The organism is Novosphingobium sp. FW305-C-111 (assembly GCF_058783565.1).
Genome location: NZ_JBYSYP010000003.1, coordinates 77,457 through 103,538, shown reverse-complemented (window position 1 = coordinate 103,538; position 26,082 = coordinate 77,457). Strand labels below are relative to the sequence as shown.

The following is a 26,082-nucleotide window of genomic DNA, read 5'->3' as shown; positions in this document are numbered from 1 at the left end:
CTGCGGCGCGGTGCGCTAGGCGTTCGCCGCCTCGAGCAAGGCCACGGCGCGAACGCTGGCGTCGTAGAGCCCTTCATGCCGCTCCGCGCGGACGAAGCCAGCGAGCGCCGAACCGAAGCCATCGCGGTCGCCCCGCCCTGCGGTGCGCAGCATCGCGGCCAGCGTCGCCTCGTCCGGGCTGAGCGCGAGGCAGCAGGGCCGGCTGGTGACGAACGGTTCTGGCCAGGCCCGGGTCACCGCGCGGACAAGGTCGAGCACCGCCTCCGCCGCCTCGAACGAGCGGAACCGCTGGGCGAGTTCGGCCAGCGGCTCGCGCTGGGCATGGTCGAACAGCGCGCACAGCCGCACCGCCATGACCCCGTGCAATGTCGCCAGGTTGAGCGCGCGCAGGTCCGGCCGGCGGGCGAGACCGGCGATCGTCGCGGCAAAGACGGGATTGGCGATAGAGGACATGATCGCTCCTTGTTGCGAATTATTCGCAACAAGGAGTAGCGCGGCGGACAAAGGAGTCAATGCGAATGATTCGCAATAAGCCGTGATTTCACCCCGCCCGGGCGACAGGCCCGCTCGCGCTCACGCCGTGCGGAAGCCGTGGGTAATCGGATAACGCCGGTCTCGGCCGAAGTTGCGCATGCCGAGCTTGACCCCCGGCGGGGCCTGGCGGCGCTTGTACTCGGCAATGTGGAGCAGCCGTTCGATCCGCATCACCGTCTCCCGCTCGAACCCCTGCGCGACGATCTGGTCGACGCTCTGCTCGTGTTCGACCAGCCCCATCAGGATCGCATCGAGCACCTCGTAGGGCGGCAGCGAGTCCGAATCCTTCTGGTCCGGGCGCAGTTCGGCGCTGGGCGGCTTGGTGATGATCCGTTCGGGCATGACCGGCCCGTCCGGCCCCAGCCCGATCTTCGGGCGCTTGAGGTTGCGCCACTTCGATACCGCGAAGACAGTCGTCTTGTAGGCATCCTTGAGCGGGTTGTAGCCGCCGTTCATGTCGCCATAGATCGTCGCGTAGCCGACGCTCATCTCGCTCTTGTTGCCGGTGGTGACCAGCATCGGCCCGAACTTGTTCGACAGCGCCATCAGCGTGGTCCCGCGGATGCGCGACTGGAGGTTCTCCTCGGTGATGTCGACCTCGCGGTCGGCAAAGGTGCCCGAGAGCATCGCATCGAAGCCTTCGACCGCCGGATTGATAGGGATCGTATCGAGCCGAACCCCCAACATCCGCGCGCATTCGGCGGCGTCGTCGAGGCTTTCCTGGCTGGTGAAGCGGCTGGGCATCATCACGCACCACACCCGCTCCGGCCCCAGCGCATCGACCGCGATCGCCGCGCAGATCGCCGAGTCGATCCCGCCCGACAGGCCCAGCACCACGCCGGGGAAGCGGTTCTTGTTCACGTAATCGCGCAGCGCCATGACCATCGCGCAGTAGATGTCCTCGGGATGCTCGGCGAGGTCCGCCACATCGCCGGGATTGCAGCGCCACATCCCGTTGGCATGGGTCCACACGGTATCGATCACCGCCTCTTCCCAGTCGGGCAGCTGGACCCACAGCGCGCCCTCGCGGCCAACGACGAAGCTGGCTCCGTCGAACACGATCTCGTCCTGCCCGCCGACGCGGTTGAGGTAGGCGAGCGGGATCCCGGTATCGATCGCCCGGCGCTTGGCGACACCGTCGATGCGCAGCTGGTCCTTGTCGATCTCGTAGGGGCTGCCGTTCACGCAGATGAAGATTTCCGCGCCCATTTCGGCGAGGTGGCGGCAGACGTCGGGCTGCCAGATGTCCTCGCAGATCGGCAGGCCGATCATCGCGCCCTTGAACAGAACCGGTTCGGGCAGCGGGCCGGGGAGGAAATAGCGCTTCTCGTCGAAGGTGCCGTAGTTGGGCAGCTCGAACTTGAAGCGGGTCGCGGCGATCCGCCCGCCCTCGAGCAGCGCCACCCCGTTGTGCAGCGCGCCGTCGCGGACGAACACCGAGCCGACCAGCATCGCCGGACCGCCGTCCGCCGTTACCGCCGCCATCCGTTCCAGCTCGGCCTGCGCGCGCTCGACCAGCGCCGGCTTCTGGATCAGGTCTTCGGGCGGATAGCCGATCAGCTGCATTTCCGGAAAGACGATCAGATCCGCGTGCATCCGGGCAATGCGCACCGCCAGCATCGCTTCGGCATTGGCGGCGAGGTTGCCGACGTTCTGGTTGAGCTGGGCGAGGGTGATGATGAGTTTGTCGGCCATGGACCCGGTCTAGGCTGGGGACGGACCGTGCCGCAAGCGTTGCAATCGCGGACAAGCGCACTAGAGGCGCAATTCGGAGCTTTCGAGGGAAGGGCGATTCCGATGAAGATCATGGCCGGCAACAGCAACCTGCCGCTTGCACGGGCGATCGCCGCCTATCTCGAACAGCCGCTGACTGACGCCAGCGTCCGCCGCTTCGCCGACGAGGAGGTCTTCGTCGAAATCCACGAGAACGTCCGCGGCGAGGACGTGTTCGTCATGCAGTCGACCGCCTTCCCGGCCAACGACAACCTGATGGAACTGCTGATCTGCATCGACGCGCTGCGCCGCGCCTCGGCCAAGCGGATCACCGCGGTGGTGCCCTACTTCGGCTACGCCCGACAAGACCGCAAGCCCGGGCCGCGCACCCCGATCTCGGCCAAGCTGGTCGCCAACCTGATCACCGAAGCCGGGGCCGACCGGGTGCTTTCGGTCGATCTCCACGCCGGGCAGATCCAGGGCTTCTTCGACATCCCGACCGACAACCTGTTTGCCGCGCCGGTTATGGCCGCGGACATCCAGACCCGGTACGGCACGCAGGAGCTGATGGTCGTGTCCCCCGACGTCGGCGGCGTGGTCCGCGCCCGCGCGCTCGCCAAGCGGCTTAACAACGCCCCGCTCGCCATCGTTGACAAGCGCCGCGACAAGCCGGGGCAGAGCGAGGTCATGAACATCATCGGCGACGTGAAGGGCCGGATGTGCATCCTGATCGACGACATCATCGATTCGGGCGGCACCTTGTGCAACGCCGCGCAGGCCCTGCTCGACGCCGGTGCGGCAGGGGTTTCCGCCTATATCACCCACGGCGTCCTCTCGGGCGGCGCGGTCGCCCGCGTGGCGAGCTCGGCGCTCAAGGAGCTGGTGATCACCGACACGATCATGCCAAACGAGGCGACCGCCACCTGCGACCGCATCCGCGTGCTGACGATCGCCCCGCTGATCGGCGAGGCGGTGCGCCGGATCGCGGATGAGAGTTCGGTCTCATCGCTGTTCGACTGAGGCGGGGCTCAGGCCTTCGCGAGCAGGATATAAAGCGCCACTGCGATCACCATGACCGCGAAGCCGCTGCGGGCAGCGCGCGGGTTGGCGGCGAGGCGCGGCGAGAGCGGGCGGGCGACCAGCGTGCCGATCGCACCCCCTGCCACCAGCGCGGCGAACAGCGGCCACAGCACCTGGCCCGACAGCGCGTAGGACGCGCTCGTCGCCGAGCCGAACAGGGCGACCGAGACGAGTGACGAAGCGCTCGCATTGGCCAGCGTCATGCCGGTCGCAGCCATCAGCCCCGGCGCGATCAGGAAGCCGCCGCCGATCCCGAAGAACCCGGCGGCGAGCCCGGTAATCAGCCCCACCGGCGCAAGCTTGAGCACCATGCCGGGCTGAAGGTGCACCGCCGGATCGCCCTCGCTGCGCCGGGGGAGCAGCATCGACACCGCGATCGCGATCATCGCAAAGGCGAACCAGCTCAATAGCGCGTGGCCGTCGATCTGCTTGGCGAAGTGCGCGCCTGTGAGCGCGCCGGCGAGGCCGGAGAGTGCGAAAACGACCGCGCAGGGCCACTTGACCTGCCCCGCCCGGGCCTGCGCCGCCAGCCCGGTCGCGGCGTTGACCGCGACCGCGGCGGCGGAGGTAGCGATAGCGACGTGGGTGTCGGCAACGCCCACGACATAGATCAGCCACGGCGTCGCCAGCACCGATCCGCCGCCGCCGAACAGGGTGAGCAGCAGGCCGACAATGGCGCCGCCAAGCAGCGCGAGCAGGAGCGCCGAGGTGGCCACGCCCTCAGGCCGCTTGCCGGTTCCACGGGGCCAGCATCAGCAGCCGCGCCATCGCGCAGGTCCCGGACACGCCGGCGAAAGTCAGCCCCGCGCCGACGAAGGCGGAGAGAACGAACCACGCCGGGGCAACCGCGAAGCCGAGGATCACCCCGGCCAGGATCATCAGGCCGGCGGTGATCTGGACCTGGCGGTTGAGCTCCATCGGCGCCTTGCGGTCCTCCGTGACGGGCAGGCCCGCCTTGGTCCAGCCATCGAGCCCGCCATCGAGGACGAACCCCTCTCCGTTCACCCGCGCGGCGAGCCGGTCGCAGGCCCCGGCGGTGCGCATGCCGGAACGGCAGGTGAACACCACGGCGGTGTCGGGATCGACCGCAAGGTGCGCCGCCTCGAACTTCGAGAGCGGCATCGACAGCGCGCCGGGGACGTGGGCGCGGGCGAATTCGTCCGCCTCGCGGATGTCGACGAGCACGGCCTGGCGGGCTTTCAGGCGCGCCGCGACTTCGGCCGGGGGCAGCTTGGTGAGCGTGGCAGTCATCGGTTCAGTCCTTGTTCGGGCGGGCAGAACAGCTCCGCCAGGGTCTGGATCACACGCAGCGCCGCGGGATCGGCGATGCGGTAGTGGATGGTCTGCCCCTCCCGCCGGGTGGCGACGATGCCGTGTTCGCGCAGCAGCGCGAGGTGCTGCGACAGAGCGGACTGCGACAGGCCGATCCGCGACTGGATCGCGCTGACAGAAAGCTCGCCATCGGCGAGCTGGCACAGCACCATCAGCCGCTTTTCGTTGCCGAGCAGCCGCAGGAGCGCGGCGGCGCGGCCAGCACTGTCCTCGAACAGGGCGAGGTCGAAACGGGAGAGATCGAACATGAGGTCAATATATTCATTGATTCTAATTTAGCAATGCCTAATATAGTGAGCAGAGGAGATTCCCCCATGCCGACCCGGCCCCACGTCCAGTCGTTCTTCGATCCGGCCACGTTCACCGTAACCTATGTCGTCCACGATCCCGCAACGAAGCAGGCGGCGGTGATCGACCCGGTGCTCGACTTCACCCCGCGCAACGCCCGCACCTCCACGCGCTCTGCCGACGCGGTGCTCGAATACGTCGCGCGCGAGGGGCTTACCCTTGCCTGGCTGCTGGAAACGCACGCCCATGCCGATCACCTTTCCGCCGCGCACTATATGCGCGAGAAGACCGGCGCGCCGGTGGTGATCGGCGGCGACATCGTGGCGGTGCAGCAGCACTTCGCCGCGCTTTTCGAAGCGGACGACGTGATCCCCGACGGCAGCCAGTTCGACCGGCTGGTTGCGGAGGACGACCGGCTGCCGCTCGGCGAACTGGAGATCGCGGTGCTCCACACCCCCGGCCACACCCCGGCCTGCGTGACCTATGTGATCGGCGACGCCGCGTTCGTCGGCGATACCCTGTTCATGCCGGACTACGGCACCGCCCGCAGCGACTTCCCCGGCGGCAGCGCGTCGAGCCTCTACCGCTCGATCCGCAGGATCCTGAGCCTGCCGGACGAAACCCGGATGTTCGTCGGCCACGACTACCTGCCCGATGGCCGGACCAGCTATGCCTGGGAAACCAGCGTCGCCGCCCAGCGCGCGGGCAACGTCCACATCCATGACGGCGTCAGCGAGGCCGAATTCGTCGCGCTGCGGCAGGCGCGCGACGCGAAGCTCGAGGCCCCGGTGCTGATCCTGCCTTCGCTGCAGGTCAACATCCGCGCCGGCGCACTACCCCCGCCGAGCGAGGGCGGGCACGTCTATCTGCGGCTGCCGGTGAATGCGATTTGAGGGGAGCGCCCGTCAGGTCGAACCGGACGTGGCGTGTACCGCACTGCGCATCGGTGCAAAGCCCGCCCGAAGGAAGAGCATCAGAATCGGCACCACGACGGCAAATGTCAGCGCCATGGCTCTGCCGATGTCCTGCCCGGCGAACAGCTCGCGCGATACCAGCGCGACGACGGCAGGCCCCAGGCCGAACCCGACGAGATTGTACACCATCAGGAATGTTGCGGATACGAGACCGCGACGCTCGGCCGGCGTGCCAAGTTGCAGGGCCGCGGCGGCGACGGCGATGAACGGAGAGCCAAGACCGAGGAGGGCCAAGCCGGCCAGCGTCGGGACGATCCCGAGCGACGAATAGGCCAGAATACCAGCTCCGGCCATCACCGGGGCGGCGAAGACATAAAGCCGCAAATGGGCGTCATGATAACCGCGCTTGAACAACCAGTCTGCGAGTGCCCCGCTTCCCAGCATTCCCAGGCCGCCACCGACGAGGCTGAACAGGGCAAGGACCCCGCCGATCTCCTGAACCTTCCAGCCGTAGGCGCGGCCGATGTACGTTGCAGACCACGCCTGACTCGCCGCCGAGACGAGGCAGAGCATGCTGAACCCGGCGATGTGAAACAGGTAGAAACGCCAGTGTCGCAGAAAATGCCCGGCATCCTCCGAGGGGACCCCCGCGACCGGCTGACTGCGGCGGCGCGGCGGTTCGGGCAAGGTAAATACGACGAGCGCCAGCGGTAGGCCGACTGCGCCGACGCAGAGAAACACCAGCTGCCAGGCACGGACCGCGCCAATGACGGGAAGGGCGATTCCGTCGAACTGACTGGCGAGCGCGACGATTGCTCCGCCAAGCCCGTAGGATAGCGAGCTGCCGATGATCGCGCCGAGCGAAAATACGGCCATGGCCTTGCCCAGCCGCGATTTCTCGACCGTGTCGCTGATCATGGAATAAGCTGCCGGCAGCAGCGCAGCTTCCCCCGCGCCGACTCCGAAACGTGCGAACAGGAGTTCGTGGTACGTGTCCGCCAGTCCTCCCGCCGCGGTAAACAGCGACCAGACCGATACGCCGCCCCAGATGATGAGACGCCGCGGATAGCGATCGACCATCCACCCCAGCAGCGGACCACACAACGCGAAGAACAGGACAAAGCCCAGTCCCTGCAGGAAACCCATATCGACGTCAGAGGCACCAAGATCGCGACCGATCGGGTCGATCAGTAGGGTGATGACCTGCCGGTCGAGGTATGCCAGCGCATAAAGCGCCAGCAAGACGAAAATCATCCGGCGCTCCGGCCCGAGGGCACGGGGAAGCGCCGGATCATTCTGCACGGGATGCGTCCGGCTCAGAAGCTGACCTGCGCGCTGACCCCGTAAGTTGCCGGACGGGCATAGGCGACGGAGTCGCCCGCAGCCGATTCCGTCTTGTAGATCGCGTAAAGTTCGTCCGCGAGATTCCGGCCCCAGACCGCGACGCGCAGCTGCTTGCCGGGAAATTCATAGGCAATTTCTGCGTTGAGCAGGATATAGGGCTCCTCGCGCAGGCGATTGTTCGGATCCCAGTAGAACGCGGCCGAGTAGTAGCCGTTGCCTGAAAGCTCGATCGCTCCGCCACTGGCCAGTTCGTGACGGTAACTGGCGGCCAGCGACGCGGTGAACTCCGGTGTCCGGATCAACTCGTTGCCGGTCGCACCGTCGGTATTGATTGTCCCGCGGCAGGGGTTGAGGACACCCAGCCCGATGTTGGCGTTTCCATAGGCCGGCGGCCCCTTCGGACAGAACACGGATGCGCCGGGGAAGTCCTTGTACTTGCTGTGGGTGTAAGCCGCCGTCGCACGCAGGGTGAGGCCCTGCACCGGCTCGATCGAGCCTTCGATTTCGCCGCCATAGATTTCCGCGGCGGCGGCGTTGAACACTTGGGTCAGCCCTCCGGCGTTCGGGTTGAAAGCCTGAAACTGGATGTTCGAGTAGTCATAGTAATAGCCGGATACAGACAGGCTGGTACCGCCGCGACCATACTTGTAGCCGACCTCCCAGGCGTCGACCTTTTCCGGGAAGATCGGGCTGACCACGAGCGCGCCCGACGCGAGTATTCCGTCGAACCCGCCGCTCTTGAAGCCCTTGCTGTACGTTGCATACACCATCGACGCGGGCGAGAGCTTGTAGCGAAGGCCCAGCCGCGGCGTGAAGGTCTTATAGGTAATGTCGCGAACCACCGAGGCCGCGCCGCGAACGATCGAGTAGTCCTTCTTCTCGATGTTGTAGCGCGCGCCGGCGATCAAGGTCAGGTCGCCGATGCTGTAGTTCACTTCGCCAAACGGAGCAAAGGCCTCGGTCCTGAGGGTGATGACGTTGAACACCGGGCCGAGGTTGACCTGTGTGAAGTTCGATGAATCGTCATGGTAGTAGAACCCGCCAAGGAACCACTTGAACTGATTGTTGCCTTGCGAAACGAGGTTCAGTTCCTGTGTCCAGGTCCGCTCCTTGCCGGGAATGTCGGCACGGCCAAGTGCAAGGTTGGTCCTGTCCGTGTCGGTCAACAAGAAGGTCTTGATGTCGGAAAAACTGGTGATCGAGGACAACTCGGCGAACCCGAGGTCGGCCTTGCCGGTCAGGCTCACCTGGTCGGTGTTAATGGTGATATAGGGGTCGAAGGTCAGGGAAACCTCGCGCGGACCGGTGGCCGGGATCGATCCCGGCAGGCGCAGCGAGGTGCTGTTGCCGTTCAGCACGCCGAGCGTGAATGCCGGGTTGCTGGTCCGCTCGCTGTGGCTCGCGGCAAGAGTGAACTCGATCGCGTCGCTCGCCTGCCACAGCGCCTTGCCGCGGACAGAAACCAGGTTGGCATCCGCCACCTTGTTGCCGGTGCCGAGGTTGCGGACATAGCCGTTGTCGTCGGCGTAGAGGAAGGCAAAGCTCACCGCGAGCTTGTCGGAGATCGGGCTGGTCCCATAAGCGGACAGGCGAACCTCGTCGAATCGGCCATAGGAGGCCGAGAGTCGCGCGGATGGTGTCCAGGACGGTGCCTTCGTCGTGACCCGTATCGCGCCGCCGGTCGCGTTCCGGCCGAAGAGTGTGCCCTGCGGGCCCTTAAGCACTTCGACCTGCTGGATGTCGGCGAGATCGGTGAAGTTGCCGACCTGGTTGGGCTGGTACACCCCATCGACATAGATCGCGACGTTGGCGTCGGCACCTGCCGCGGTGACGGTCGTGCCGATGCCGCGGATGGTCGGCTGGGCGAACGCCCCGTTGGTGGCGAAGTTCAGGCCGGGAACCGACGCGGTGAGATCCTCGGTCGAGCGGATGCCGCTCTTCTCGAGCGCGTCGCCCGAAAGCGCGGTGATCGAGATCGGAACGTCGGCAAGACGCTCGGAACGACGCTGCGCCGTCACGACGATCTCGCCCGACGCCGGTGCGGCATCCGGTGCTACTCCGTCCTCCGCTTGCGCGAAGACCGGAGTTGATAGCAGGCTCCCCATGCTCGCGAGCAAAATTATCCGTACAGACATCCAACCCTCCCGGCTTATCGTCCGGTAGAAGGATCATAATCATATATCTACGTCAACTGTATCCTGAGAAATGTCGCGATTTTGCGGAGGAACAGCCGAAGGATTCGTCGCGGCCTGGGAGAGTAATCGATTGCAGGAGGGGGTAGGGTTTCGGCGCGCTTATGCTCCTCGCCCTGCCAGCCACACGATCGGCTTACGTACGAGCCCTACGGCATAATCTGCACGATCGGCGTCGGATAGAACCTTGGCCCGTGCGCCGGGCCGGGGTCGAGGCCCGGGGTGTAGTCGGTCCGCCCTAGCGCCATAGTGCCGAATTCGAGGTCCTTGCTCGTCGCCGCGACCGGCACTTTGACCACGCCGATCGTCGTATCCTCGGTCAGCGCGCGGTGGCCCTTGCACAGGGCGCGGGTGTCGTCGGGCACGCGGTCGCGGCATTGCTCCGAATTGTCGCCATAGATCACCGGGCGCACGCCCGCGTTGAATGCCGTGTAGGATACCTGGACCTTGCGCCGCGGGCCCTGCTGGGTGTCGACGCAGATGAAGGCGTGGAGCAGTTTCAGCCGGTCGGCGGTGACAATGTAGACGGCGAGCGGACGCAGTTCGTCCGGCTGTTGGGGCGAAGGCTCCATCGTGTTGCCGGGGAGCGCGAGGCACGCCGCCTCGGCGATCTGGCGATAGTCCTCGCGCGTCTTCGCCGGCGCCCGGCTTTTCGCGTCGGCAGCGCCGGCGAGCGAAAGACTGGCGGCGGCCAGCGCCATTCCCAGCCGCGCGGTGGTTGTCCTGATCTGTCCCATGGCGTGCCCCCCTTTGTCCCCGCTGGCCAGGTTGGCGCAGCCGGGGCAGGCTGCAAAGCGGAACATGGACCGCTGCGGAGGGATTGCCTCGCAGCGGTGCTCACATCCCGCCGGCGCGGGCCTTGTTTTGGGGGATGACGCTGGCGGAGAGGCTTTCGGGGGCGAAGATGTCGCCCGGGGGCAGGGTCTTTTCGAGTGCGATGGTGGTCAGTTCCAGCAACGGCGGGGCGCCGGCTGCGGCGGGGGCGATGGTCTGGCCGACGATGACCCCGGCCGCGGTGACCTCGTACGTCCGGCGGTTGCTCGCATCGACCAGTTCGATCCGGTCGACCTTACCGAAGGAGCCGGTCGCCTGCCCGAGGTAGCGCGCCCAGATCAGGCGCGCCGTGCGGTCAATCCCGCAAGCGCTGGCGGCGGCGTTCGCCTCTGCCCGGACTTCGCCGGTCGTCGCCAGCCAGCGGAAGCCGGCCCCGCCCTTGCAGTCGGCAACCATGCGCATGTCCGGCGTGTCGACGCGGTGCTTGTCGCCCTCGTGGAACTCGGCGGTCACGAACGTCCGTTTGTCCGACGGCAGGTGCAGGACGATGCGGGTGTAGACGGCGTACGTCTGGCGCGTGGTCGCCGTCCGCTCGATGACCGCAATGGCGCGCGGATCGAGCGCTGGCGGCGGGTCGGCGGCGGTGGCAGGGGCGAGGAACACGACCAACAGCATCGCCATTGCGACTGCTGTCGGTCGAGCCTTCATTCCCACGGCCGGACTTCACCGGGCGCCAGCCGTTCGATCATCTCGAGCCGGCGGGCCTGGCGGGTCTCCAGCGACAGGGTCATCAGCGGCTGCGGCATCTCCACGAACTGGCGCGGACTCATCCCGAAGTAGTGGGCAAAGTCGCGGATCAGGTGGCTCTGGTCGTAATAGCGCAGCGCCAGCTCCTCCGCCTCGTCCTGGTCGGCGACCCCGCGCAGGTGGCTCGCCATGTCGAGCGCGCGGGCACGGCGCAGGACCTGCTTGGGCGGCAAGCCGAAGTCGCGGCGGACGATCCGTTCGAGCCGGCGCTGCTCGATCCCGCAATCGTCGGCGAAGCGGGCCACGCTGATCGTCGGATCGACATGGGCGACCGCCTCGAACCGGCGCGAGACCGGATCGGGCTCTCCGCCCCCGGCCTGCTCGACCATCTGGCGCACTCCGTCCTCGATGGCGAGGCACCATTCTTCGGGCGAGGCGTCAGGATCGAAGCGGGAGAGCCACCGGGCGCTGTCTCCGCCAAAGGTGTCGAGCGGGGTCAGCCGGTCCAGCCACTCGCCGATCTTCGGTCCGCGAAGGGCGTGGCATGCCCCGGGATTGAAGGCGAGCCCGGCACTGATGAACGGTCCGGTCACTGTGATCGGCATGCGGCGAGACTGGGGTCCGAAGAACAGAGCGCTGTTCCCCTTGGTGATCCTGCCGCTGGCGGTGTCAGCAACCCACTCGCCCCGGAGCTGTACGCGCAGCAAGGCGGTATCGTTGAGCAGTCCGCACTGGAGGACGTGGTCGTCGGGCGCGGCGACCTTGGTCACGTAGATCCGCCCCACCCACGGCGCGAGGTCGGCTGCGGGAGCGCGGTTATAAGAGAGCGGCTGGCCGTCGCGCGTTGCCCCGGCCATCGAAGCGATTGTCGGGTCCCTGCCCGGGCGGATCGGCCGGCTCATCTATGCTCCCCGTTCGGCATCATTGTGCCGGTCCCTAGCCCTCACCAGTTACCGTGCATGTGCGCTATGTCACGTCGGCAGTATCATGGCGAAGGCGCGAATTCAAAATGTTACGGGGGCAGTTCCGTCGACCACGGAGCAATCCGGTTGACCCGTCCACCACAGCGCGGGCAGAGGGCGACGGATGAACCTCGATAACGACATTGCCCTCGCCCTACGCCTCGCCGACGCTGCCGGCGCCGCGATCCGCCCGCATTTCCGCACCGTGACTGCCGAGCGCAAGGGCGATGCGACGCCGGTCACCCTGGCGGACCGCGCGGCGGAGGAAGCGATGCGCCGGATCCTTGCGGCAGAGGTGCCGCGCGACACGGTGATCGGGGAGGAATTCGGCACGGCCGCAGGGTCCTCGGGCCGGTCGTGGGTGCTCGATCCGATCGACGGGACGGCCGGGTTCCTCGCCGGGCGGGCGATGTTCGGGACGCTGATCGCGCTGGTCGTCGAAGGCTGGCCGGTGCTGGGGATCATCGACCAGCCGATCAGCGGCGAACGCTGGGTCGGCGCGAGCGGGCGCAGGACGACGCTCAATGGTGCCGAAGTGCGGACACGGGCGTGCCGGGAACTGTCCGACGCGACGCTGGCCACCACCGGCCCGCACTATTTCGACGACCACCAGGGCGCCCACTTCATGTCCCTCGCCGCGAAGACCGACCACAGGCGCATGGTCATGGGCGGCGATTGCTACAACTACGCGATGCTCGCCACCGGCCAGCTCGACGTGGTCTGCGAAGCGGGGCTCAAGCTCCACGACTGGGCGGCGCTGGTGCCGGTGGTCGAGGGCGCCGGGGGAACGATGGCGGACTGGAACGGCGACCCGCTCCATGCCGGCTCCGACGGACATGTAATTGCGCTGGGTGACCCGGCGCGGCTCGACGACGTGGTCGAGGCGCTGGCCTGCGGGCACTGAGCGAACGCGCGCCCGGGCGCGCTATTCCGCCAGCCGGTCGTAACCCGCCATCTGAATCGGCCCGCCGACGCTCGCCATCAGCCGGCCCATGACGTCCTTGGGAAGCTGCGAGCCGGCGGCATTCCGCGCGGCCTCGTCGGTCCAGAACTCGAGGAACTGGAATTTGGCGGAGTCCTTGCGGTCGCGCAGGACCATGGTCCCTTCCGAGCCGGCGATCCCTTTCACGGCCGCGCCGAGATCGCGCAGGGCCTGCTCCAGGTCGGCCCCGCTGCCGTCGCGTGCGGTCAGGACATAGCTGTGAACAAGGCCCATTGCGTCAGTCCTTCACCGCCTCGCTGTTGAGCTGGATGTAGTTCTGCAGCCCCATCCGGGCGATCATGTCGAACTGCTTCTCGAGCACGTCGACATGTTCCTCCTCGTTCTCGAGAATGCGCTCGAAGATCTCCCGGCTGACATAGTCGCGCGCGGTCTCGCAATGGGCGATCGCGTCGCGCAGCAGGGGGATCGCTTCGTGTTCCAGCGCCAGGTCGGCCTTGAGGATTTCCTCGACGTTCTCGCCAATCCGCAGCCGCCCGAGCGCCTGGAAGTTGGGCAACCCGTCGAGGAACAGGATGCGTTCCGCCAGCACGTCGGCGTGTTTCATCTCGTCGATCGATTCGTGGCGCTCGAATTCGGCCAGCTTCTTGACGCCCCAGTTGTCGAGCATCCGGTAGTGGAGCCAGTACTGGTTCACCGCCGTCAGTTCGTTGGACAGCGCCTTGTTGAGGAAATCGATGACTTGCGGATCGCCCTTCATGTCGCTGCTCCTTGCCGGCTGGGGCCCTGATCATGGACCCGCCGCGCGGACCGGGCAAGCGTTGCGGACGCGCTAGTGCACCAGAGCGGCGCGTTCCTCGCTGACGATGTCCTCGGCCTCGTCGAGGCACTGGCGGCACTGCGGCTCCTTGCCCATCGCCCGGTAGAGCGCCTCGGCCGAGCCGGCACCGCAGCGCGCGGCGCTGCGCAGGTCGCTTTCGCGGATGGCGTTGCAGATGCAGATGTACATGAGGCACACGACTCGCTGTTGCCTCACCTTCTTATTGCGAATGGGTTGCATTAGCAATGGGTCATCTGTTCTTTTACGGCACGCTTGCGCCCGAGCTTGGCGGTCCGTTGTTCAGCGCGCTTGAATCTAAAGTAGGGCCGGGGCGACAGGGCTTCGTGAAAGGCCGACTGCTGGCCATTGGCACGAACGAAGGGTGGTATCCTGGTCTCATCCCCGGAAACGGCCGGGTCGAAGGCTGGCTCTATCGGTGCAATGAGAGCTTCGATCGGGCGACGCTCAGGGCGCTGGACGAGTACGAAGACTTCAACCCGCACCAGATGCGGCGGTCGGAGTACCTGCGCCGCACGATGCCGGTCACCCTCGCAAGTGGCGGAACCGTGCGAGCGCAAGTGTACGTTTGGAACCGCCATCCCAGACACGCATCGCAGGAGATCGTCTCGGGAAGCTTCGGCCGGTTTATCGCGGAGACAGGACTGTTGCCGTATAGGCCGGCTTAAGGGCCAATCGATTCAGGACCATACCGGTTTTCACCTGGTGTCCCGCGACGAACGAGCAAGTAGATCAGCGCGCCGAGGCTCGCGAGATAGGCTAGGTTGACAGCGAAAATCCGGATGAATTCGGAGAAATCGGGCTCGGTCGCTCCGGAAGCGGTAACCGCCGCAAAGAGCCCGCTCATCAAGTGCAGGCCCATGAGCAGCAAGGTTAGCGGAACCAGGGCCACCCAGCCTCGCACGTTGCTGTCGTGCAACCGGCGGGTCACCGCCGCGGCCAACAAAAGGGCGAGGACAAGGACGATAAGCGTCATGGCCTGCAGCAGAAAGGTGAAGTCCGGCAACAGCTCCGGGTGAGAGCCGCGTACTTCAACGGAGTAATGGCCAGGGCCCTGAGATATGATCACGTCTTCCGGATGCTCGGCAGCGATGCGCTCTATTCGTCCGGACATGCCGACGATGGCCGATGCGAACACCACCATCCATGCCAGCATGCTCCCGCCGAGCAGCACACCGGCGTATGGCCAGAACAGGCCCGGCCGGTCTCGCCCGGAGAAGCGCAGAAGCCCACCAAAGCCATTCGCCAGCGATCGACCGAACATTGGCACTCCCTTTCGCTTGCCGAAGCTGCACGGCCATGTCGGTCGGTGCAACCCTTGCTGTGCGTACCCTTGCCTTCCCGGGCGTTTGCGACTAGGGGCGCGCACTTCCATCGACACGGATTCGAGGATCGGCCTGGCCAACTAGGGCTGCCACGGCAGATCGGACGTGTCTCAAACAGGAGACGAAAATGCCCAAGATGAAGACCAAGAGCGGCGTCAAGAAGCGCTTCAAGCTCACCGCCACCGGCAAGGTCAAGCATGGTGTGGTCGGCAAGCGCCACCGCCTCATCAGCCACAATGCCAAGTACATCCGCCAGAACCGCGGCACCGACGTGATCTCCGACGCTGATGCGAAGGTGATCAAGAAGTGGGCGCCCTACGGGCTGAACTGAGGAGTACTGAAGCATGTCCCGTGTCAAAAGGGGTGTAACCACCCGCGCCAAGCACAAGCGCATTCTGGAACAGGCCAAGGGCTACCGCGGCCGCCGCAAGAACACGATTCGCGTTGCGCGCCAGGCCGTCGAAAAGGCCGGCCAGTACGCCTACCGCGACCGCAAGGTGAAGAAGCGGACCTTCCGCGCCCTGTGGATCCAGCGCATCAATGCCGCCGTGCGCGAAGCCGGCATGACCTATTCGCAGTTCATCCACGGTGCCAAGCTCGCCGGGATCAGCCTCGACCGCAAGGTCATGGCCGACCTCGCGATGAACGAAGGTGCTGCGTTCTCGGCGGTCATCGCCCAGGCGAAGGCCGCGCTCCCGGCGTAAGCCGATCGCTGCATGGCCGAACACGAAAAGGCGCCGGGTCCACCCGGCGCCTTTTTGGCTTTCTGCGCCCCGGAACGAGGAAACGATTGCAGCGCCCGCTCGTTCATGGCTAGTTCTCCGCAATTGCTTTGCCGCAGGCAAAAAAAGCAGAATCAGGGGCGCACGTTGTCGGGCGAATGCACGGTCCAAGTCCGTTTCCATAAGCCGTCCCCGGCACTCTCGCGCTATTTCACCTCATTCTACCTGACCCGGATCGACGTCGCCGGCGGGGGCCGGGTGGAGGATCTCCTCCATCCCGAATGGGCCGGGATCCGCATGATTCGCGGTGCCACCTCCGAAACCCAGCAGCTTGGCCGCGAGGTCGTGTCGGGCATCGCCAATGTCGCCATGGCTCCCACCGCCAATTCGGTGCGCTTCACGATCGGCAGCAGCCGGATCTGGGGCATCGGCCTGCTTCCCGCAGGTTGGGCCAAGTTCGTCGGCATGCCGGCCAACCGCCTGGTCGGGGAGGTCCACGACATGACCACCCATCCCGCCTATGCCCGGGTGCGCGGGCTGGTCGCGGCCACCTATGCCGGCGAGAGCGACGAGGCGGCAGAGCTTGCCCGGATCGACCGGTTCTTTCTTGACCTCCTGGGCGAACCCTCGCCCGACGAGGAACGCATCGTCGCGATCCATTCGGCGCTGATCGATCCCGACGTCGGCACCGTCCACGACATGGTCGACGCCTGCCGGATCAAGCCCCACACCCTTGAACGGCTCTGCCGCCGCCACTTCGGTTTCGCACCCAGCCTGCTGCTGCGGCGCCAGCGGTTCATGCGCAGCCTCGCCGAATACATGCTGGACCCCTCGCTCCGCTGGATCGGAGCAATCGACGCGCATTACCACGACCAGGCGCAGTTCGTGCGCGACTTCCACCGCTTCATGGGGATGAGCCCGTCGGAATATGCGGCGAGGCCTCATCCGATCCTCGATGCCGTCATGCACGCCCGGGCCGCAGCCGCGGGCGCGGCGGTGCAGGCCCTGCATCCGCCGACGGCCGCAGCGTGACACTTTCATCGCGGGGCGAATCCCGCTAGCGGGCGGGCCATGAACAACCTCGACACCAAACAGGACGAGACGCTGGCCGCCATCGTCGCGGCGAAGACCGCCGATGCCGTGGAAGCGATCCGCGTCGCGGCACTCGGCAAGCAGGGCTGGGTCTCGGCGCTGCTCAAGACGCTCGGCACGATGACGCCCGAGCAGCGGCAGAGCGAAGGCCCGCGCATCCACGCCGCGCGCGAGCAGGTCACCGCCGCGCTGGCCGAGCGCAAGAGCGCGCTGGAGAACGCCGCGCTCGAAGCCCGCCTCGCCGTCGAAACGATCGACCTCTCGCTGCCCGCCGCCGCCATCCCGCGCGGCACCGTCCACCCGGTCAGCCAGGTCATGGACGAACTTGCGGAGATCTTCGCCGACATGGGCTTCGCGGTCGCGAGCGGCCCGGAGATCGAGGACGACTGGCACAACTTCACCGCGCTCAACATGCCGGAAACCCATCCGGCGCGGGCGATGCATGACACCTTCTATTTCCCCGAGCGCAATGCCGAGGGCCGCGAGATGCTGCTGCGCACGCACACCTCGCCGGTGCAGATCCGCTCGATGCTGGAACAAGGTGCGCCGCTGCGGATCATCGCGCCGGGGCGCGTCTATCGCTCCGACAGCGACGCCACGCACACCCCGATGTTCCATCAGATCGAGGGCCTCGTCATCGACAAGGGCATCCATCTCGGCCACCTCAAGTGGACGCTGGAGACCTTCCTCAAGGCGTTCTTCGAGCGCGACGACATCGTCCTGCGCCTGCGCCCGAGCTACTTCCCGTTCACCGAGCCGTCGGTCGAGGTCGATGTCGGCTACACGCTGGTGAACGGCAAACGGGTGATCGGCGGCGGCGGAGACGTCGAGGGTGGCGGCTGGATGGAGGTGCTCGGTTCGGGCATGGTCAACCGCAAGGTCATCGAGTTCGGCGGGCTCGACCCCGACCAGTGGTCGGGCTTCGCCTTCGGCACCGGCGTCGACCGGCTCGCCATGCTGAAATACGGGATGGACGACCTGCGGGCGTTCTTCGACGGCGATATCCGCTGGCTGCAGCATTACGGCTTCGCGGCGCTCGATGTGCCCACCCTCTCCGGCGGCGTGGGAGCACGCGCATGAAGTTCTCTTTGTCGTGGCTGAAGGACCACCTGGATACCGACGCTGACGCGGCGACGATCGCGGCGAAGCTGACCTCGCTCGGGCTCGAGATCGAGGGCGTGGAAGACGCCTCGGCGGCGCTCGGCAAGTTCCGCATCGCCCGCGTCCTCACCGCCGAACGCCATCCGCAGGCGGACAAGCTGCAGGTGCTGTCGGTCGATACCGGCGACGGCGCGCCCTTGCAGGTCGTGTGCGGCGCGCCCAACGCGCGGGCCGGGCTTGTCGGCGTGCTCGGCCTGCCGGGTGCGGTGGTGCCGGCCAACGGCATGGAGCTGCGCAAGAGCGCGATCCGCGGCGTCGAATCCAACGGCATGATGTGCTCGACCCGCGAACTCGGCCTCGGCGAGGATCACGAAGGCATCATCGAGCTGCCCGAGGGCGCGCCGGTCGGCACGAGCTATGCCGACTACATTGGTTCCGACCCGGTGTTCGACGTGGCGATCACCCCGAACCGGCCTGACTGCATGGGGGTTTACGGCATCGCCCGCGACCTCGCGGCGGCGGGACTCGGAACGCTCAAGGACATTGCCACCGGCGGCACCGCGGGCAGTTTCCCCTGCCCGGTCGAAATCCGCACCGATGACCCGGAAGGCTGCCCGGCGTTCCATGGCCGGGTCATCCGCGGGGTGCGCAACGGCGCCTCGCCCGACTGGATGCAGGCCCGGCTGAAGAGCGCGGGCCAGCGGCCGATCTCAGCGCTGGTCGACATCACCAACTACGTGATGCTCGCCTATGGCCGCCCGGCGCACGCCTATGACGTTGCCAGGCTGACCGGCGCGGTGGTCGCCCGCAAGGCCGTCGATGGCGAAGGCGTGACTGCGCTCAACGGCAAGCACTATGTGCTCGACAGCGGGATGACCGTGATCGCCGACGACAACGGCGTTCACGACATCGCCGGGATCATGGGCGGCGAGCATTCGGGCTGCTCGGAGACAACCACCGACGTCCTGCTCGAGGTCGCGTACTTCAATCCGGCGTCGATCGCCCGGACAGGACAGGCGCTGGCCCTGAGCTCCGACGCGCGCACCCGGTTCGAGCGCGGGGTCGACCCGGCGTTCCTCGATACCGGGCTCGACCTGCTCACCCGCCTGATCCTCGAGATCTGCGGCGGCGAGGCGAGCGAGGTCATCCGCGCCGGCACGCCGCCTTCGGCCCAGAAAGTCGTAGCCTACGACCCCGCGCTGGCCGGTCAGCTTGGCGGCGTCGACGTGAGCCACGGCGAGCAGCAGCGCATCCTCGCCGCGCTCGGCTTCTCGGCGGTCGATACCGGCGAGCACTGGGCCGTCTCTGTCCCGACCTGGCGGCCCGACATCGACGCCGCGCCCGACATCGTCGAGGAAGTGATCCGCGTCCACGGGCTGGACAAGGTGCCCTCCACCCCGCTGCCCCGCGCAGACGGCGTGGCCAAGCCGACGGCAACCGCGGCGCAGGCTCAGGAACGCAAGGTCCGTCGCACCGCCGCGGCGCTGGGGCTGAACGAGGCGGTGACCTGGTCGTTCATCTCCGAGGCGGAAGCGGCAGCGGTCGGCGGCGGGCACTGGAGCCTCGCCAACCCGATCAGCGAAGACCTCAAGGTCATGCGTCCATCGCTGCTGCCGGGGCTGCTCTCGGCGGTGCGCCGCAACCTCGATCGCGGGGCGACTTCGGTGCGCCTGTTCGAGATCGGGCGGCGCTACCTCGAGGACGGCGAGCACCCGACCCTGGTCCTCGTCCTCGCCGGCGAACGCACACCGCGCGGCTGGCAGTCGGGCAAGGCGCAGCCGTTCGACGCGTTCAACGCCAAGGCACTGTGCCTCGAACTGCTCGCCGCGGCGGGTGCGCCGGTTGAGAACCTGCAGGTCATGGGCGATGCCGGATGGGTGTTCCATCCTGGCCAGTCGGCCACCTTGCGGCTCGGGCCCAAGAACCAGCTCGCGAGCTTCGGGATGCTGCATCCCCGGACGCTGAAGGCATTCGACATCGACGTTCCGGTGGCGGTCGCGGGGATCCACCTCGACGCGATCCCGGCACGCAAGGCCAGCGGCTTCGCCCGTGCGGCGTTCGCTCCGCCCGCGCTGCAGGCGGTGACGCGCGACTTCGCGTTCCTCGTGCCGCTGGCGACACCAGCGGGCGACCTTGTCCGCGCGGTCAAGGGCGCGGACAAGGCCAACATCGTCGCAGTGCGGCTGTTCGACGACTTCCGCGGGGCCGGCGTGCCGGAAGGGCAGAAGTCGCTCGCGGTGGAGGTCACGCTCCAGCCGACCGACAAGAGCTATGACGAGGCCGCGCTCAAGGCGATTTTGGACAAGGTCGTGGCAGCGGCAGCGAAGCTCGGCGGAACACTGCGCGGGTGAGCGCGCTCGTCGTCATCGGCGGCGATGCGCTGACGGCGCGGATCAATCCCCTCGGGGCCGAATTGTGGTCGCTCGTCGATGCCGGCGGGGCGGAGTGGATGACCGATGCCGACCCGGCGTTCTGGGGCGGTCATGCGCCGCTGCTGTTCCCGATCGTCGGCTCGCTGGCGGGTGACGCACTGCGGGTGGACGGCACGGGCTATCCCCTTCCCCGCCACGGCTTCGCCCGGCGCAGCCCGTTCACGCTGGTCGAGCAGGGCACCGACATCGCGCTGTTCCGGCTGGCCGACAGTGCCGAGACGTGGGCGGTCTATCCCTTCGCGTTCGAACTCGACATGGCGTTCCGGGTCGACGGCCTGACGCTGGCGATGACCGCCAAGGTCCGCAATCCGGGAGCCGAAGCGCTGCCGTTCTCGCTGGGCTATCACCCTGCCTTCGCCTGGCCGCTGCCCGGCGGCGCGGACAAGGCCGCGCACCGGCTGGTGTTCGAACAGGGCGAGCCGCAGCCGATCCGCCGCGTCGACAAGGCGAGCGGGCTGCTGCTGGCGCAAGGCGAGCCGACGCCGGTCAAGGACCACGAACTGGCCCTGACAGAAGACTTGTTCCGCGCCGACGCGGTGATCTGGGACCATCTGGCCAGCCGCGCGGTGTCCTACGGCGCGCCCGGCGGCGGCTGGATCGACCTCGCCTTCCCCGACACCCCTATGCTGGGCCTGTGGCAGGTCCCCGGCGCGCGCTACATCTGCATCGAGCCGTGGCAGGGCCATGCCGATCCGCAAGGCTTCACCGGCGATTTCCGCGACAAGCCCGGCGTGGTCCTGCTTCCGCCCGGCGAAAGCCGCGCTTTCCGCCTCTCCGTCACCCTCCGCCCCGCACAAGGAGCCTCCGCATGAAGACCGCCCTCGTCACCGGCGCGACCTCGGGTATCGGCGAGGCCTGCGCCCGCGCCTTCGTCGCCGCTGGCTGGCGGGTGGTGGGGACCGGGCGGCGTCAGGAGCGGCTCGACGCGCTCTCGGCCGAACTGGGCGATGGCTTCCACGGCGCGGTCTTCGATGTCCGTGACGAGGCCGCCCGTGACGCCGCGCTCGCCGCCTTGCCCGACGCCTTCGCCGGGATCGACTGTCTCGTGAACAACGCCGGCCTCGCGCTCGGCACCGCGCCCGCGCAGACGGCCGATCTCGCGCAGTGGAAGACAATGGTCGACACCAACATCACCGCGCTGATCAGCCTGACGCACAAGCTCCTGCCCGCGCTGATCGAGCGCAAGGCGGGGATCGTCAACATCTCCTCGGTCGCGGCGACGTATCCCTATACCGGCGGCAACGTCTATGGCGGGACCAAGGCGTTCGTGCACCAGTTCAGCCTGGGCCTGCGCTCGGACCTCGCCGGGACCGGGGTGCGGGTCACCTCGATCGAACCGGGCATGGTCGAGACCGAGTTCACCCTCGTCCGCACCGGCGGCAACCGGCAGGCGCACGATGCGCTCTATGGCGGTGCGACCCCGATGACGGCGGAAGACATCGCCGCGACCGTGCTGTGGATCGCCACACTGCCGCCGCACCTCAACATCAACACCCTGGAATTGATGCCGGTCAGCCAGAGCTTCGCCGGCTTTCAGGTGGCCAGAGGCTGAGCTCCAACCTCGCCGAAGCGAAAGGTCATTGCCACCTCTCGCGACTTTCCTCTCGCTGCTTCTCGTATCGCTCGCTGTCGTGGTTCGGATTCACCTCGGCTTCCGAGGAGAAGCCGTCGCCCGTATCTCTTACGGTATCTTGCCTGATCTTTTCCGCCTGGCTGTCCTCGAAAGTGCGAACCGTTTCCTCGACCTCTTCATCCGAAGGCAACATGCCGTCGCAACCTGCCAGCACCAGCAGAACGGGAACGACGATCAGAGCACGGTTCGGGGTTGCTCTGCCAAAAACCTTCCCGGCACTGCCAACCAAATTCTTTGCGCAAGTGTGACGCATTGCCGACCTCCTCGGATGCAGCGTGGCAGCATTTCGTGAATTTGCCGTAAACCGGCCTGTCCGCCGACGGCTGGACGCAGATGCTTAAGGCAGCTAACCGCGCCCGCATGACCGCCGTTTCCTCCACCCGCCGCACCTTCGCGATCATTTCCCACCCCGACGCGGGCAAGACCACGTTGACCGAGAAGCTCCTCCTGCAGGGCGGGGCGATCCACCTTGCCGGCGAGGTCAAGGCGCGCGGCCAGGCGCGGCGGGCGCGGTCGGACTGGATGAAGATCGAGCAGCAGCGCGGGATCTCGGTCACCTCGTCGGTGATGACCTTCCAGAAGGACGGGATCGTCTTCAACCTGCTCGACACCCCGGGCCACGAGGACTTCTCGGAAGACACCTACCGCACGCTCACCGCGGTCGATTCCGCGATCATGGTGATCGACGCCGCCAAGGGCATCGAGCCGCAGACCCGCAAGCTGTTCGAGGTTTGCCGCCTGCGCTCGGTCCCGATTATCACCTTCGTCAACAAGGTCGACCGCGAGGGCCGCTCGCCGTTCGAGACATTGGACGAGGTCGCCGATGCGCTGGCGCTCGACGTCGTGCCGATGAGCTGGCCGGTCGGACTTGGCGGCCAGTTCCAGGGCGTGCTCGATTTCGCCAGCGGCATGGTCAGCAAGCCGCAGGGCGACAGCCGCGAGTTCCTCGGCCTCGTCGAGGAGATGGAACTCCCCGACGACATCGCCGACGAAGTCGAACTGGCGCAGGGCGGCTATCCCGAATTCGACATCGAGGCCTATCGCCACGGCGACCTGACCCCGGTCTATTTCGGCTCGGCGCTGAAGAACTTCGGGGTGGCCGAACTGATCGACGCGATCGCCAGGTTCGCACCGCCGCCGCGCCCCCAGCCGAGCGAGCAGGGCACGATCGAACCCGGCAACAGCGAGGTCACCGGCTTCGTGTTCAAGGTCCAGGCCAACATGGACCCGCAGCACCGCGACCGGATCGCCTTCATGCGGATGGTCTCAGGCACCTTCAAGCGCGGCATGAAGCTGACGCCCTCGGGCCTCGGCAAGCCGGTGGCGATCCATTCGCCGATCCTGTTCTTCGCGCAGGACCGCGAGATCGCCGACACCGCCGAGGCCGGCGACATCATCGGCATCCCCAACCACGGCACCCTTCGGGTCGGCGATACCCTGTCGGAAACCAACAAGGTCCGCTTCACCGGCCTGCCCAACTTCGCGCCGGAAATCCTGCGCCGGGTCGCGCTCAAGGACCCGACCAAGACCAAGCAGCTGAGGAAGGCGCTCGACGACCTGTCCGAAGAGGGCGTGATCCAGGTTTTCTACCCGGAGATCGGCGGGCAGTGGATCGTCGGCGTGGTCGGCCAGCTCCAGCTCGACGTGCTGATCTCGCGGCTCGAGGCCGAGTACAAGGTCGCCGCGGTGCTCGAAGCCTCGCCCTTCGACACCGCCCGCTGGCTCAAGGGCAGCGACGCCGCGCTGAAGGCGTTTGCCGACTTCAACCTGTCGAACCTCGCCAAGGACCGTGACGGCGACCCGGTGTTCATGGCCCGCTCGTCGTGGGACGTCGGCTACCAGCAGGACAAGAACCCCGACCTCGTATTCAGCGCCACCAAGGAGCGTTGACACCGACAGGGCTTGCATCGCCGGGGCTGCCGCGCAAGGGTCGGGCCATGACCCTTCTCGGCCCCACGTCCCGCAGCTTCATCTCCCAGCGCATGCGCCTGCACTATGTCGACTGGGGCAATGCGGACAAACCGCTGCTCCTGCTGATCCACGGCGGGCGCGATCATTGCCGCAGCTGGGACTGGACCGCCGAGGCGCTGCGGGACGACTGGCATGTCGTAGCCATGGATCACCGCGGACACGGTGACAGCGAATGGGTGTCGGACGGCAACTATGTCGCGACCGACATGATCTACGACGTGGTCCAGCTGATCCGCCAGTTCGACGAGAAGCCGGTGACCATCGTCTCGCACTCGATGGGCGGGCAGGTCTGCCTGCGGCTCGCCGCGACTTACCCGGACCTCGTCCGCAAGCTCGTGGCGATCGAGGGCCTGGGCCCTTCGCCCCAGGTCCAGGCGGAGGTTGAGGCAACGCCCTATCCCCAGCGCCTGCGCGAATGGATGGACCAGAAGCACCGCTCGTCGGGCCGGATGCCTCGGCGCTACGCCAGCATCGAGGATGCACTGGCTCGGATGCGCGAGGAAAACAGCTACCTGACCGAAGAGCAGGCCCACCATCTGACGATCCACGGCGTCAACCGGAACGAGGACGGCACCTATTCCTGGAAGTTCGACCCGCACCTGAACAACTGGAAGCCGCACGACGGCGAAATGGCCAAGGTCGAGGAGCTGTGGGGCGCGATCGAGTGCCCGGTGCTGATGCTCTATGGCGCCGACAGCTGGGCTTCCAATCCGGAAAAGGACGGGCGGATCGCGCCGTTCAGGACTGCTAGCGTCATGGAGTTCGAGAATGCCGGCCACTGGCTCCACCACGACCAGTTCGACCGCTTCATCGCGACCTTGAAGGACTTCCTCTGATGGCCACGTTCCACGACCGCATCCTGCCCGAGCACGAGGAAACGATCGGGCGGCAGTCGGTGTTCTTCGTGGCGACGGCGGCGGCCGAGGGGCGGATCAACCTTTCGCCCAAGGGCTATGACTGCTTCCGCGTGCTCGGGCCGAACCGGGTCGCGTGGCTCGATCTGGCCGGGTCGGGCAACGAGACTCACGCGCACCTCGTCGCCGACGGGCGGATCACCGTGATGATGACCAATTTCCAGCAGCCCGCGCTGATCCTGCGCCTTTATGGCCGTGGCCGCCCGGTGCTGCCCGCAGATCCCGAATGGGCGGAGCTCGCCGCGCACTTCACCCTGCTACCCGGCACCCGCCAGATCTTCGACGTCACGGTCGACAGCGTCCAGACCAGCTGCGGCTGGGGGGTCCCGCTGATGACCGTCGAGAAGGAGCGGGAAACGCTGATCAAATACCACCGGCAGGCCGATCCGGAGGCTTGGATGGTCAAGACGGCCGGTCGTGACCGCAGTATCGACGGCCTGCCGACGCGCCCGACCGACCGCTATATCCGCGGGAACTGAAGCGGCCCGGCAGCGCTTGGACCGGCGACGATGCAGCTGACCTTCGCCAGCTACAACATCCACAAGGGAGTCGGTCTCGACCGGCGCCGCGATCCCGACCGCATCCTCAGCGTGCTTCGCGAGATCGACGCCGACGTGATCGCCCTGCAGGAAGCCGACCAGCGCTTCGGGGAGCGTCACTCTGTCCTACCGCGGCAGGCGATCGACGATCACAGCCCATGGAAGGTCGTGCCTGTCGGCATGCGTCCCCTGAGCATGGGCTGGCACGGCAACGCGCTGCTGGTGCGGCGGGAGATCGAGGTGCTCGATGCCCGTGCGGTGCCGCTGCCGACGATCGAACCGCGCGGCGCGGTGGCGGCAGACCTGGCGATCGCCGGCCGGCGCTTCCGCGTCGTCGGGATGCACCTCGACCTGTCGGGCCTGCGCCGCCGCCATCAGGTCCGCGCGGTGTGCGATCACCTCGCCGGCGGCGACGGACCCGCCGTCCTGATGGGCGACCTCAACGAATGGTCGGTGCAAGGCGGAGCCCTGCGCGCGTTCGATGCATGCTTTTCGGTGCTGTCGCCAGGCCGCAGCTTCCCCTCGCGCCGGCCGCTCGCCCAGCTCGACCGGATCGTGGTCAGCGACCACTGGTCGGTCGAGGCGACGGGGGTCCATCACAGCGCCCTCGCCGCGGTCGGTTCGGACCACCTGCCGGTCTGGGCGCGGCTGCAAGTTCGCGGATAACCTGCCCAAATTTTAGGCAGTCATACCGC

Annotated in this window: 30 protein-coding genes; 15 read left to right on the top strand and 15 right to left on the bottom strand. The window is 67.0% G+C overall.

Annotation, left to right across the window (positions count from 1 at the left end):
- Positions 1 to 15: 15 nt before the first annotated feature.
- Positions 16 to 453, bottom strand: coding sequence for a hypothetical protein (locus AC3WLD_RS04680; protein ID WP_492555769.1), 438 nt, complete (start codon positions 451 to 453; stop codon positions 16 to 18).
- 120 nt (positions 454 to 573) lie between these two features.
- Positions 574 to 2,229 carry an NAD+ synthase gene (locus tag AC3WLD_RS04675; protein WP_492555768.1) on the bottom strand — a complete coding sequence of 552 codons (1,656 nt, stop codon included), beginning with the start codon at positions 2,227 to 2,229 and terminating at the stop codon, positions 574 to 576.
- Between the two features lie 102 nt (positions 2,230 to 2,331).
- Between AC3WLD_RS04675 and AC3WLD_RS04670 the strand changes: the two genes are divergently transcribed.
- On the top strand, positions 2,332 to 3,267 hold the full coding sequence (locus AC3WLD_RS04670) for a ribose-phosphate pyrophosphokinase (RefSeq protein ID WP_492555767.1): 936 nt from the start codon (positions 2,332 to 2,334) through the stop codon (positions 3,265 to 3,267).
- An 8-nt stretch (positions 3,268 to 3,275) separates the two neighbouring features.
- Here the strand turns inward: AC3WLD_RS04670 and AC3WLD_RS04665 are convergent, their stop codons facing one another.
- Genes AC3WLD_RS04665 through AC3WLD_RS04655 form a run of 3 tightly spaced genes read right to left on the bottom strand, consistent with a single transcriptional unit; the run spans position 3,276 to position 4,907 of the window.
- Positions 3,276 to 4,043, bottom strand: a complete 768-nt coding sequence (locus AC3WLD_RS04665; RefSeq protein WP_492555766.1) for a sulfite exporter TauE/SafE family protein — start codon at positions 4,041 to 4,043, stop codon at positions 3,276 to 3,278.
- Positions 4,044 to 4,047: 4 nt separating this feature from the next.
- The gene (locus AC3WLD_RS04660; protein WP_492555765.1) at positions 4,048 to 4,578 is read right to left on the bottom strand and encodes a rhodanese family protein; all 531 of its coding nucleotides are present in this window, start codon (positions 4,576 to 4,578) and stop codon (positions 4,048 to 4,050) included.
- Positions 4,575 to 4,907 (bottom strand): ArsR/SmtB family transcription factor, encoded by a 333-nt coding sequence (locus tag AC3WLD_RS04655; RefSeq protein ID WP_492555764.1) that lies wholly within the window; start codon positions 4,905 to 4,907, stop codon positions 4,575 to 4,577. The genes AC3WLD_RS04660 and AC3WLD_RS04655 overlap by 4 nt, the downstream gene beginning before the upstream one ends.
- A gap of 66 nt (positions 4,908 to 4,973) precedes the next feature.
- Between AC3WLD_RS04655 and AC3WLD_RS04650 the strand changes: the two genes are divergently transcribed.
- Entirely contained in the window at positions 4,974 to 5,840 is an 867-nt protein-coding gene (locus AC3WLD_RS04650) for an MBL fold metallo-hydrolase (protein ID WP_492555763.1), read from the top strand.
- Positions 5,841 to 5,852: 12 nt separating this feature from the next.
- Here AC3WLD_RS04650 and AC3WLD_RS04645 read toward each other — a convergent pair whose 3' ends face one another.
- From AC3WLD_RS04645 to AC3WLD_RS04625, 5 genes are all read right to left on the bottom strand, one after another.
- Positions 5,853 to 7,115 (bottom strand): MFS transporter, encoded by a 1,263-nt coding sequence (locus AC3WLD_RS04645; RefSeq protein WP_492555762.1) that lies wholly within the window; start codon positions 7,113 to 7,115, stop codon positions 5,853 to 5,855.
- Between the two features lie 62 nt (positions 7,116 to 7,177).
- A complete protein-coding gene (locus AC3WLD_RS04640) occupies positions 7,178 to 9,340 on the bottom strand; it encodes a TonB-dependent receptor (protein WP_492555761.1) in 2,163 nt (720 codons plus the stop codon).
- Positions 9,341 to 9,546: 206 nt separating this feature from the next.
- On the bottom strand, positions 9,547 to 10,134 hold the full coding sequence (locus tag AC3WLD_RS04635; RefSeq protein ID WP_492555760.1) for a hypothetical protein: 588 nt from the start codon (positions 10,132 to 10,134) through the stop codon (positions 9,547 to 9,549).
- A gap of 100 nt (positions 10,135 to 10,234) precedes the next feature.
- Complete coding sequence (locus AC3WLD_RS04630; RefSeq protein WP_492555759.1) at positions 10,235 to 10,852, bottom strand: hypothetical protein; 618 nt, start codon at positions 10,850 to 10,852, stop codon at positions 10,235 to 10,237.
- A gap of 23 nt (positions 10,853 to 10,875) precedes the next feature.
- Entirely contained in the window at positions 10,876 to 11,820 is a 945-nt protein-coding gene (locus tag AC3WLD_RS04625; protein ID WP_492555758.1) for a helix-turn-helix domain-containing protein, read from the bottom strand.
- 184 nt (positions 11,821 to 12,004) lie between these two features.
- On the opposite strand from AC3WLD_RS04625, the gene AC3WLD_RS04620 reads away from it, so the two are divergent.
- Positions 12,005 to 12,784 (top strand): inositol monophosphatase family protein, encoded by a 780-nt coding sequence (locus AC3WLD_RS04620; protein WP_492555757.1) that lies wholly within the window; start codon positions 12,005 to 12,007, stop codon positions 12,782 to 12,784.
- A gap of 21 nt (positions 12,785 to 12,805) precedes the next feature.
- Here the strand turns inward: AC3WLD_RS04620 and AC3WLD_RS04615 are convergent, their stop codons facing one another.
- The 3 genes from AC3WLD_RS04615 to AC3WLD_RS04605 all read right to left on the bottom strand — a co-directional run bounded on the left by AC3WLD_RS04615 (position 12,806) and on the right by AC3WLD_RS04605 (position 13,829).
- Positions 12,806 to 13,096 carry an antibiotic biosynthesis monooxygenase gene (locus tag AC3WLD_RS04615; protein WP_492555756.1) on the bottom strand — a complete coding sequence of 97 codons (291 nt, stop codon included), beginning with the start codon at positions 13,094 to 13,096 and terminating at the stop codon, positions 12,806 to 12,808.
- Between the two features lie 4 nt (positions 13,097 to 13,100).
- A complete protein-coding gene (gene bfr / locus AC3WLD_RS04610; protein WP_492555755.1) occupies positions 13,101 to 13,580 on the bottom strand; it encodes a bacterioferritin in 480 nt (159 codons plus the stop codon).
- A 72-nt stretch (positions 13,581 to 13,652) separates the two neighbouring features.
- A complete protein-coding gene (locus tag AC3WLD_RS04605; protein ID WP_492555967.1) occupies positions 13,653 to 13,829 on the bottom strand; it encodes a (2Fe-2S)-binding protein in 177 nt (58 codons plus the stop codon).
- Between the two features lie 56 nt (positions 13,830 to 13,885).
- Between AC3WLD_RS04605 and AC3WLD_RS04600 the strand changes: the two genes are divergently transcribed.
- Positions 13,886 to 14,326, top strand: coding sequence for a gamma-glutamylcyclotransferase family protein (locus AC3WLD_RS04600; protein ID WP_492555754.1), 441 nt, complete (start codon positions 13,886 to 13,888; stop codon positions 14,324 to 14,326).
- Here AC3WLD_RS04600 and AC3WLD_RS04595 read toward each other — a convergent pair.
- Positions 14,323 to 14,922 carry a DUF805 domain-containing protein gene (locus AC3WLD_RS04595; RefSeq protein ID WP_492555753.1) on the bottom strand — a complete coding sequence of 200 codons (600 nt, stop codon included), beginning with the start codon at positions 14,920 to 14,922 and terminating at the stop codon, positions 14,323 to 14,325. The two genes, AC3WLD_RS04600 and AC3WLD_RS04595, sit on opposite strands and share 4 nt — an antisense overlap.
- Before the next feature lie 188 nt (positions 14,923 to 15,110).
- On the opposite strand from AC3WLD_RS04595, the gene rpmI reads away from it, so the two are divergent.
- The 7 genes from rpmI (at position 15,111) to AC3WLD_RS04560 (ending at position 21,882) form a co-directional block, all read left to right on the top strand.
- Entirely contained in the window at positions 15,111 to 15,314 is a 204-nt protein-coding gene (gene rpmI / locus AC3WLD_RS04590) for a 50S ribosomal protein L35 (protein WP_492555752.1), read from the top strand.
- A 13-nt stretch (positions 15,315 to 15,327) separates the two neighbouring features.
- Positions 15,328 to 15,687 (top strand): 50S ribosomal protein L20, encoded by a 360-nt coding sequence (rplT, locus tag AC3WLD_RS04585; protein WP_492555751.1) that lies wholly within the window; start codon positions 15,328 to 15,330, stop codon positions 15,685 to 15,687.
- Between the two features lie 165 nt (positions 15,688 to 15,852).
- Positions 15,853 to 16,737, top strand: a complete 885-nt coding sequence (locus tag AC3WLD_RS04580; RefSeq protein ID WP_492555750.1) for a helix-turn-helix domain-containing protein — start codon at positions 15,853 to 15,855, stop codon at positions 16,735 to 16,737.
- A gap of 39 nt (positions 16,738 to 16,776) precedes the next feature.
- Positions 16,777 to 17,877: a phenylalanine--tRNA ligase subunit alpha gene (gene pheS / locus AC3WLD_RS04575; RefSeq protein WP_492555749.1), complete on the top strand. Its 1,101-nt coding sequence runs from the start codon at positions 16,777 to 16,779 to the stop codon at positions 17,875 to 17,877.
- Positions 17,874 to 20,249, top strand: coding sequence for a phenylalanine--tRNA ligase subunit beta (gene pheT, locus AC3WLD_RS04570; RefSeq protein ID WP_492555748.1), 2,376 nt, complete (start codon positions 17,874 to 17,876; stop codon positions 20,247 to 20,249). The genes pheS and pheT overlap by 4 nt, the downstream gene beginning before the upstream one ends.
- Positions 20,246 to 21,142 (top strand): aldose 1-epimerase family protein, encoded by an 897-nt coding sequence (locus AC3WLD_RS04565; protein WP_492555747.1) that lies wholly within the window; start codon positions 20,246 to 20,248, stop codon positions 21,140 to 21,142. The genes pheT and AC3WLD_RS04565 overlap by 4 nt, the downstream gene beginning before the upstream one ends.
- Entirely contained in the window at positions 21,139 to 21,882 is a 744-nt protein-coding gene (locus AC3WLD_RS04560; protein ID WP_492555746.1) for an SDR family NAD(P)-dependent oxidoreductase, read from the top strand. The genes AC3WLD_RS04565 and AC3WLD_RS04560 overlap by 4 nt, the downstream gene beginning before the upstream one ends.
- Positions 21,883 to 21,907: 25 nt before the next feature.
- Here the strand turns inward: AC3WLD_RS04560 and AC3WLD_RS04555 are convergent, their stop codons facing one another.
- On the bottom strand, positions 21,908 to 22,216 hold the full coding sequence (locus AC3WLD_RS04555; RefSeq protein ID WP_492555745.1) for a hypothetical protein: 309 nt from the start codon (positions 22,214 to 22,216) through the stop codon (positions 21,908 to 21,910).
- Between the two features lie 80 nt (positions 22,217 to 22,296).
- Between AC3WLD_RS04555 and AC3WLD_RS04550 the strand changes: the two genes are divergently transcribed.
- Genes AC3WLD_RS04550 through AC3WLD_RS04535 form a run of 4 tightly spaced genes read left to right on the top strand, consistent with a single transcriptional unit; the run spans position 22,297 to position 26,053 of the window.
- The gene (locus AC3WLD_RS04550; protein WP_492555744.1) at positions 22,297 to 23,853 is read left to right on the top strand and encodes a peptide chain release factor 3; all 1,557 of its coding nucleotides are present in this window, start codon (positions 22,297 to 22,299) and stop codon (positions 23,851 to 23,853) included.
- A gap of 47 nt (positions 23,854 to 23,900) precedes the next feature.
- Positions 23,901 to 24,770 carry an alpha/beta fold hydrolase gene (locus AC3WLD_RS04545; protein WP_492555743.1) on the top strand — a complete coding sequence of 290 codons (870 nt, stop codon included), beginning with the start codon at positions 23,901 to 23,903 and terminating at the stop codon, positions 24,768 to 24,770.
- On the top strand, positions 24,770 to 25,327 hold the full coding sequence (locus tag AC3WLD_RS04540) for a pyridoxamine 5'-phosphate oxidase family protein (protein WP_492555742.1): 558 nt from the start codon (positions 24,770 to 24,772) through the stop codon (positions 25,325 to 25,327). The genes AC3WLD_RS04545 and AC3WLD_RS04540 overlap by 1 nt, the downstream gene beginning before the upstream one ends.
- Before the next feature lie 30 nt (positions 25,328 to 25,357).
- Positions 25,358 to 26,053, top strand: coding sequence for an endonuclease/exonuclease/phosphatase family protein (locus AC3WLD_RS04535; protein WP_492555741.1), 696 nt, complete (start codon positions 25,358 to 25,360; stop codon positions 26,051 to 26,053).
- Positions 26,054 to 26,082: the final 29 nt, after the last annotated feature.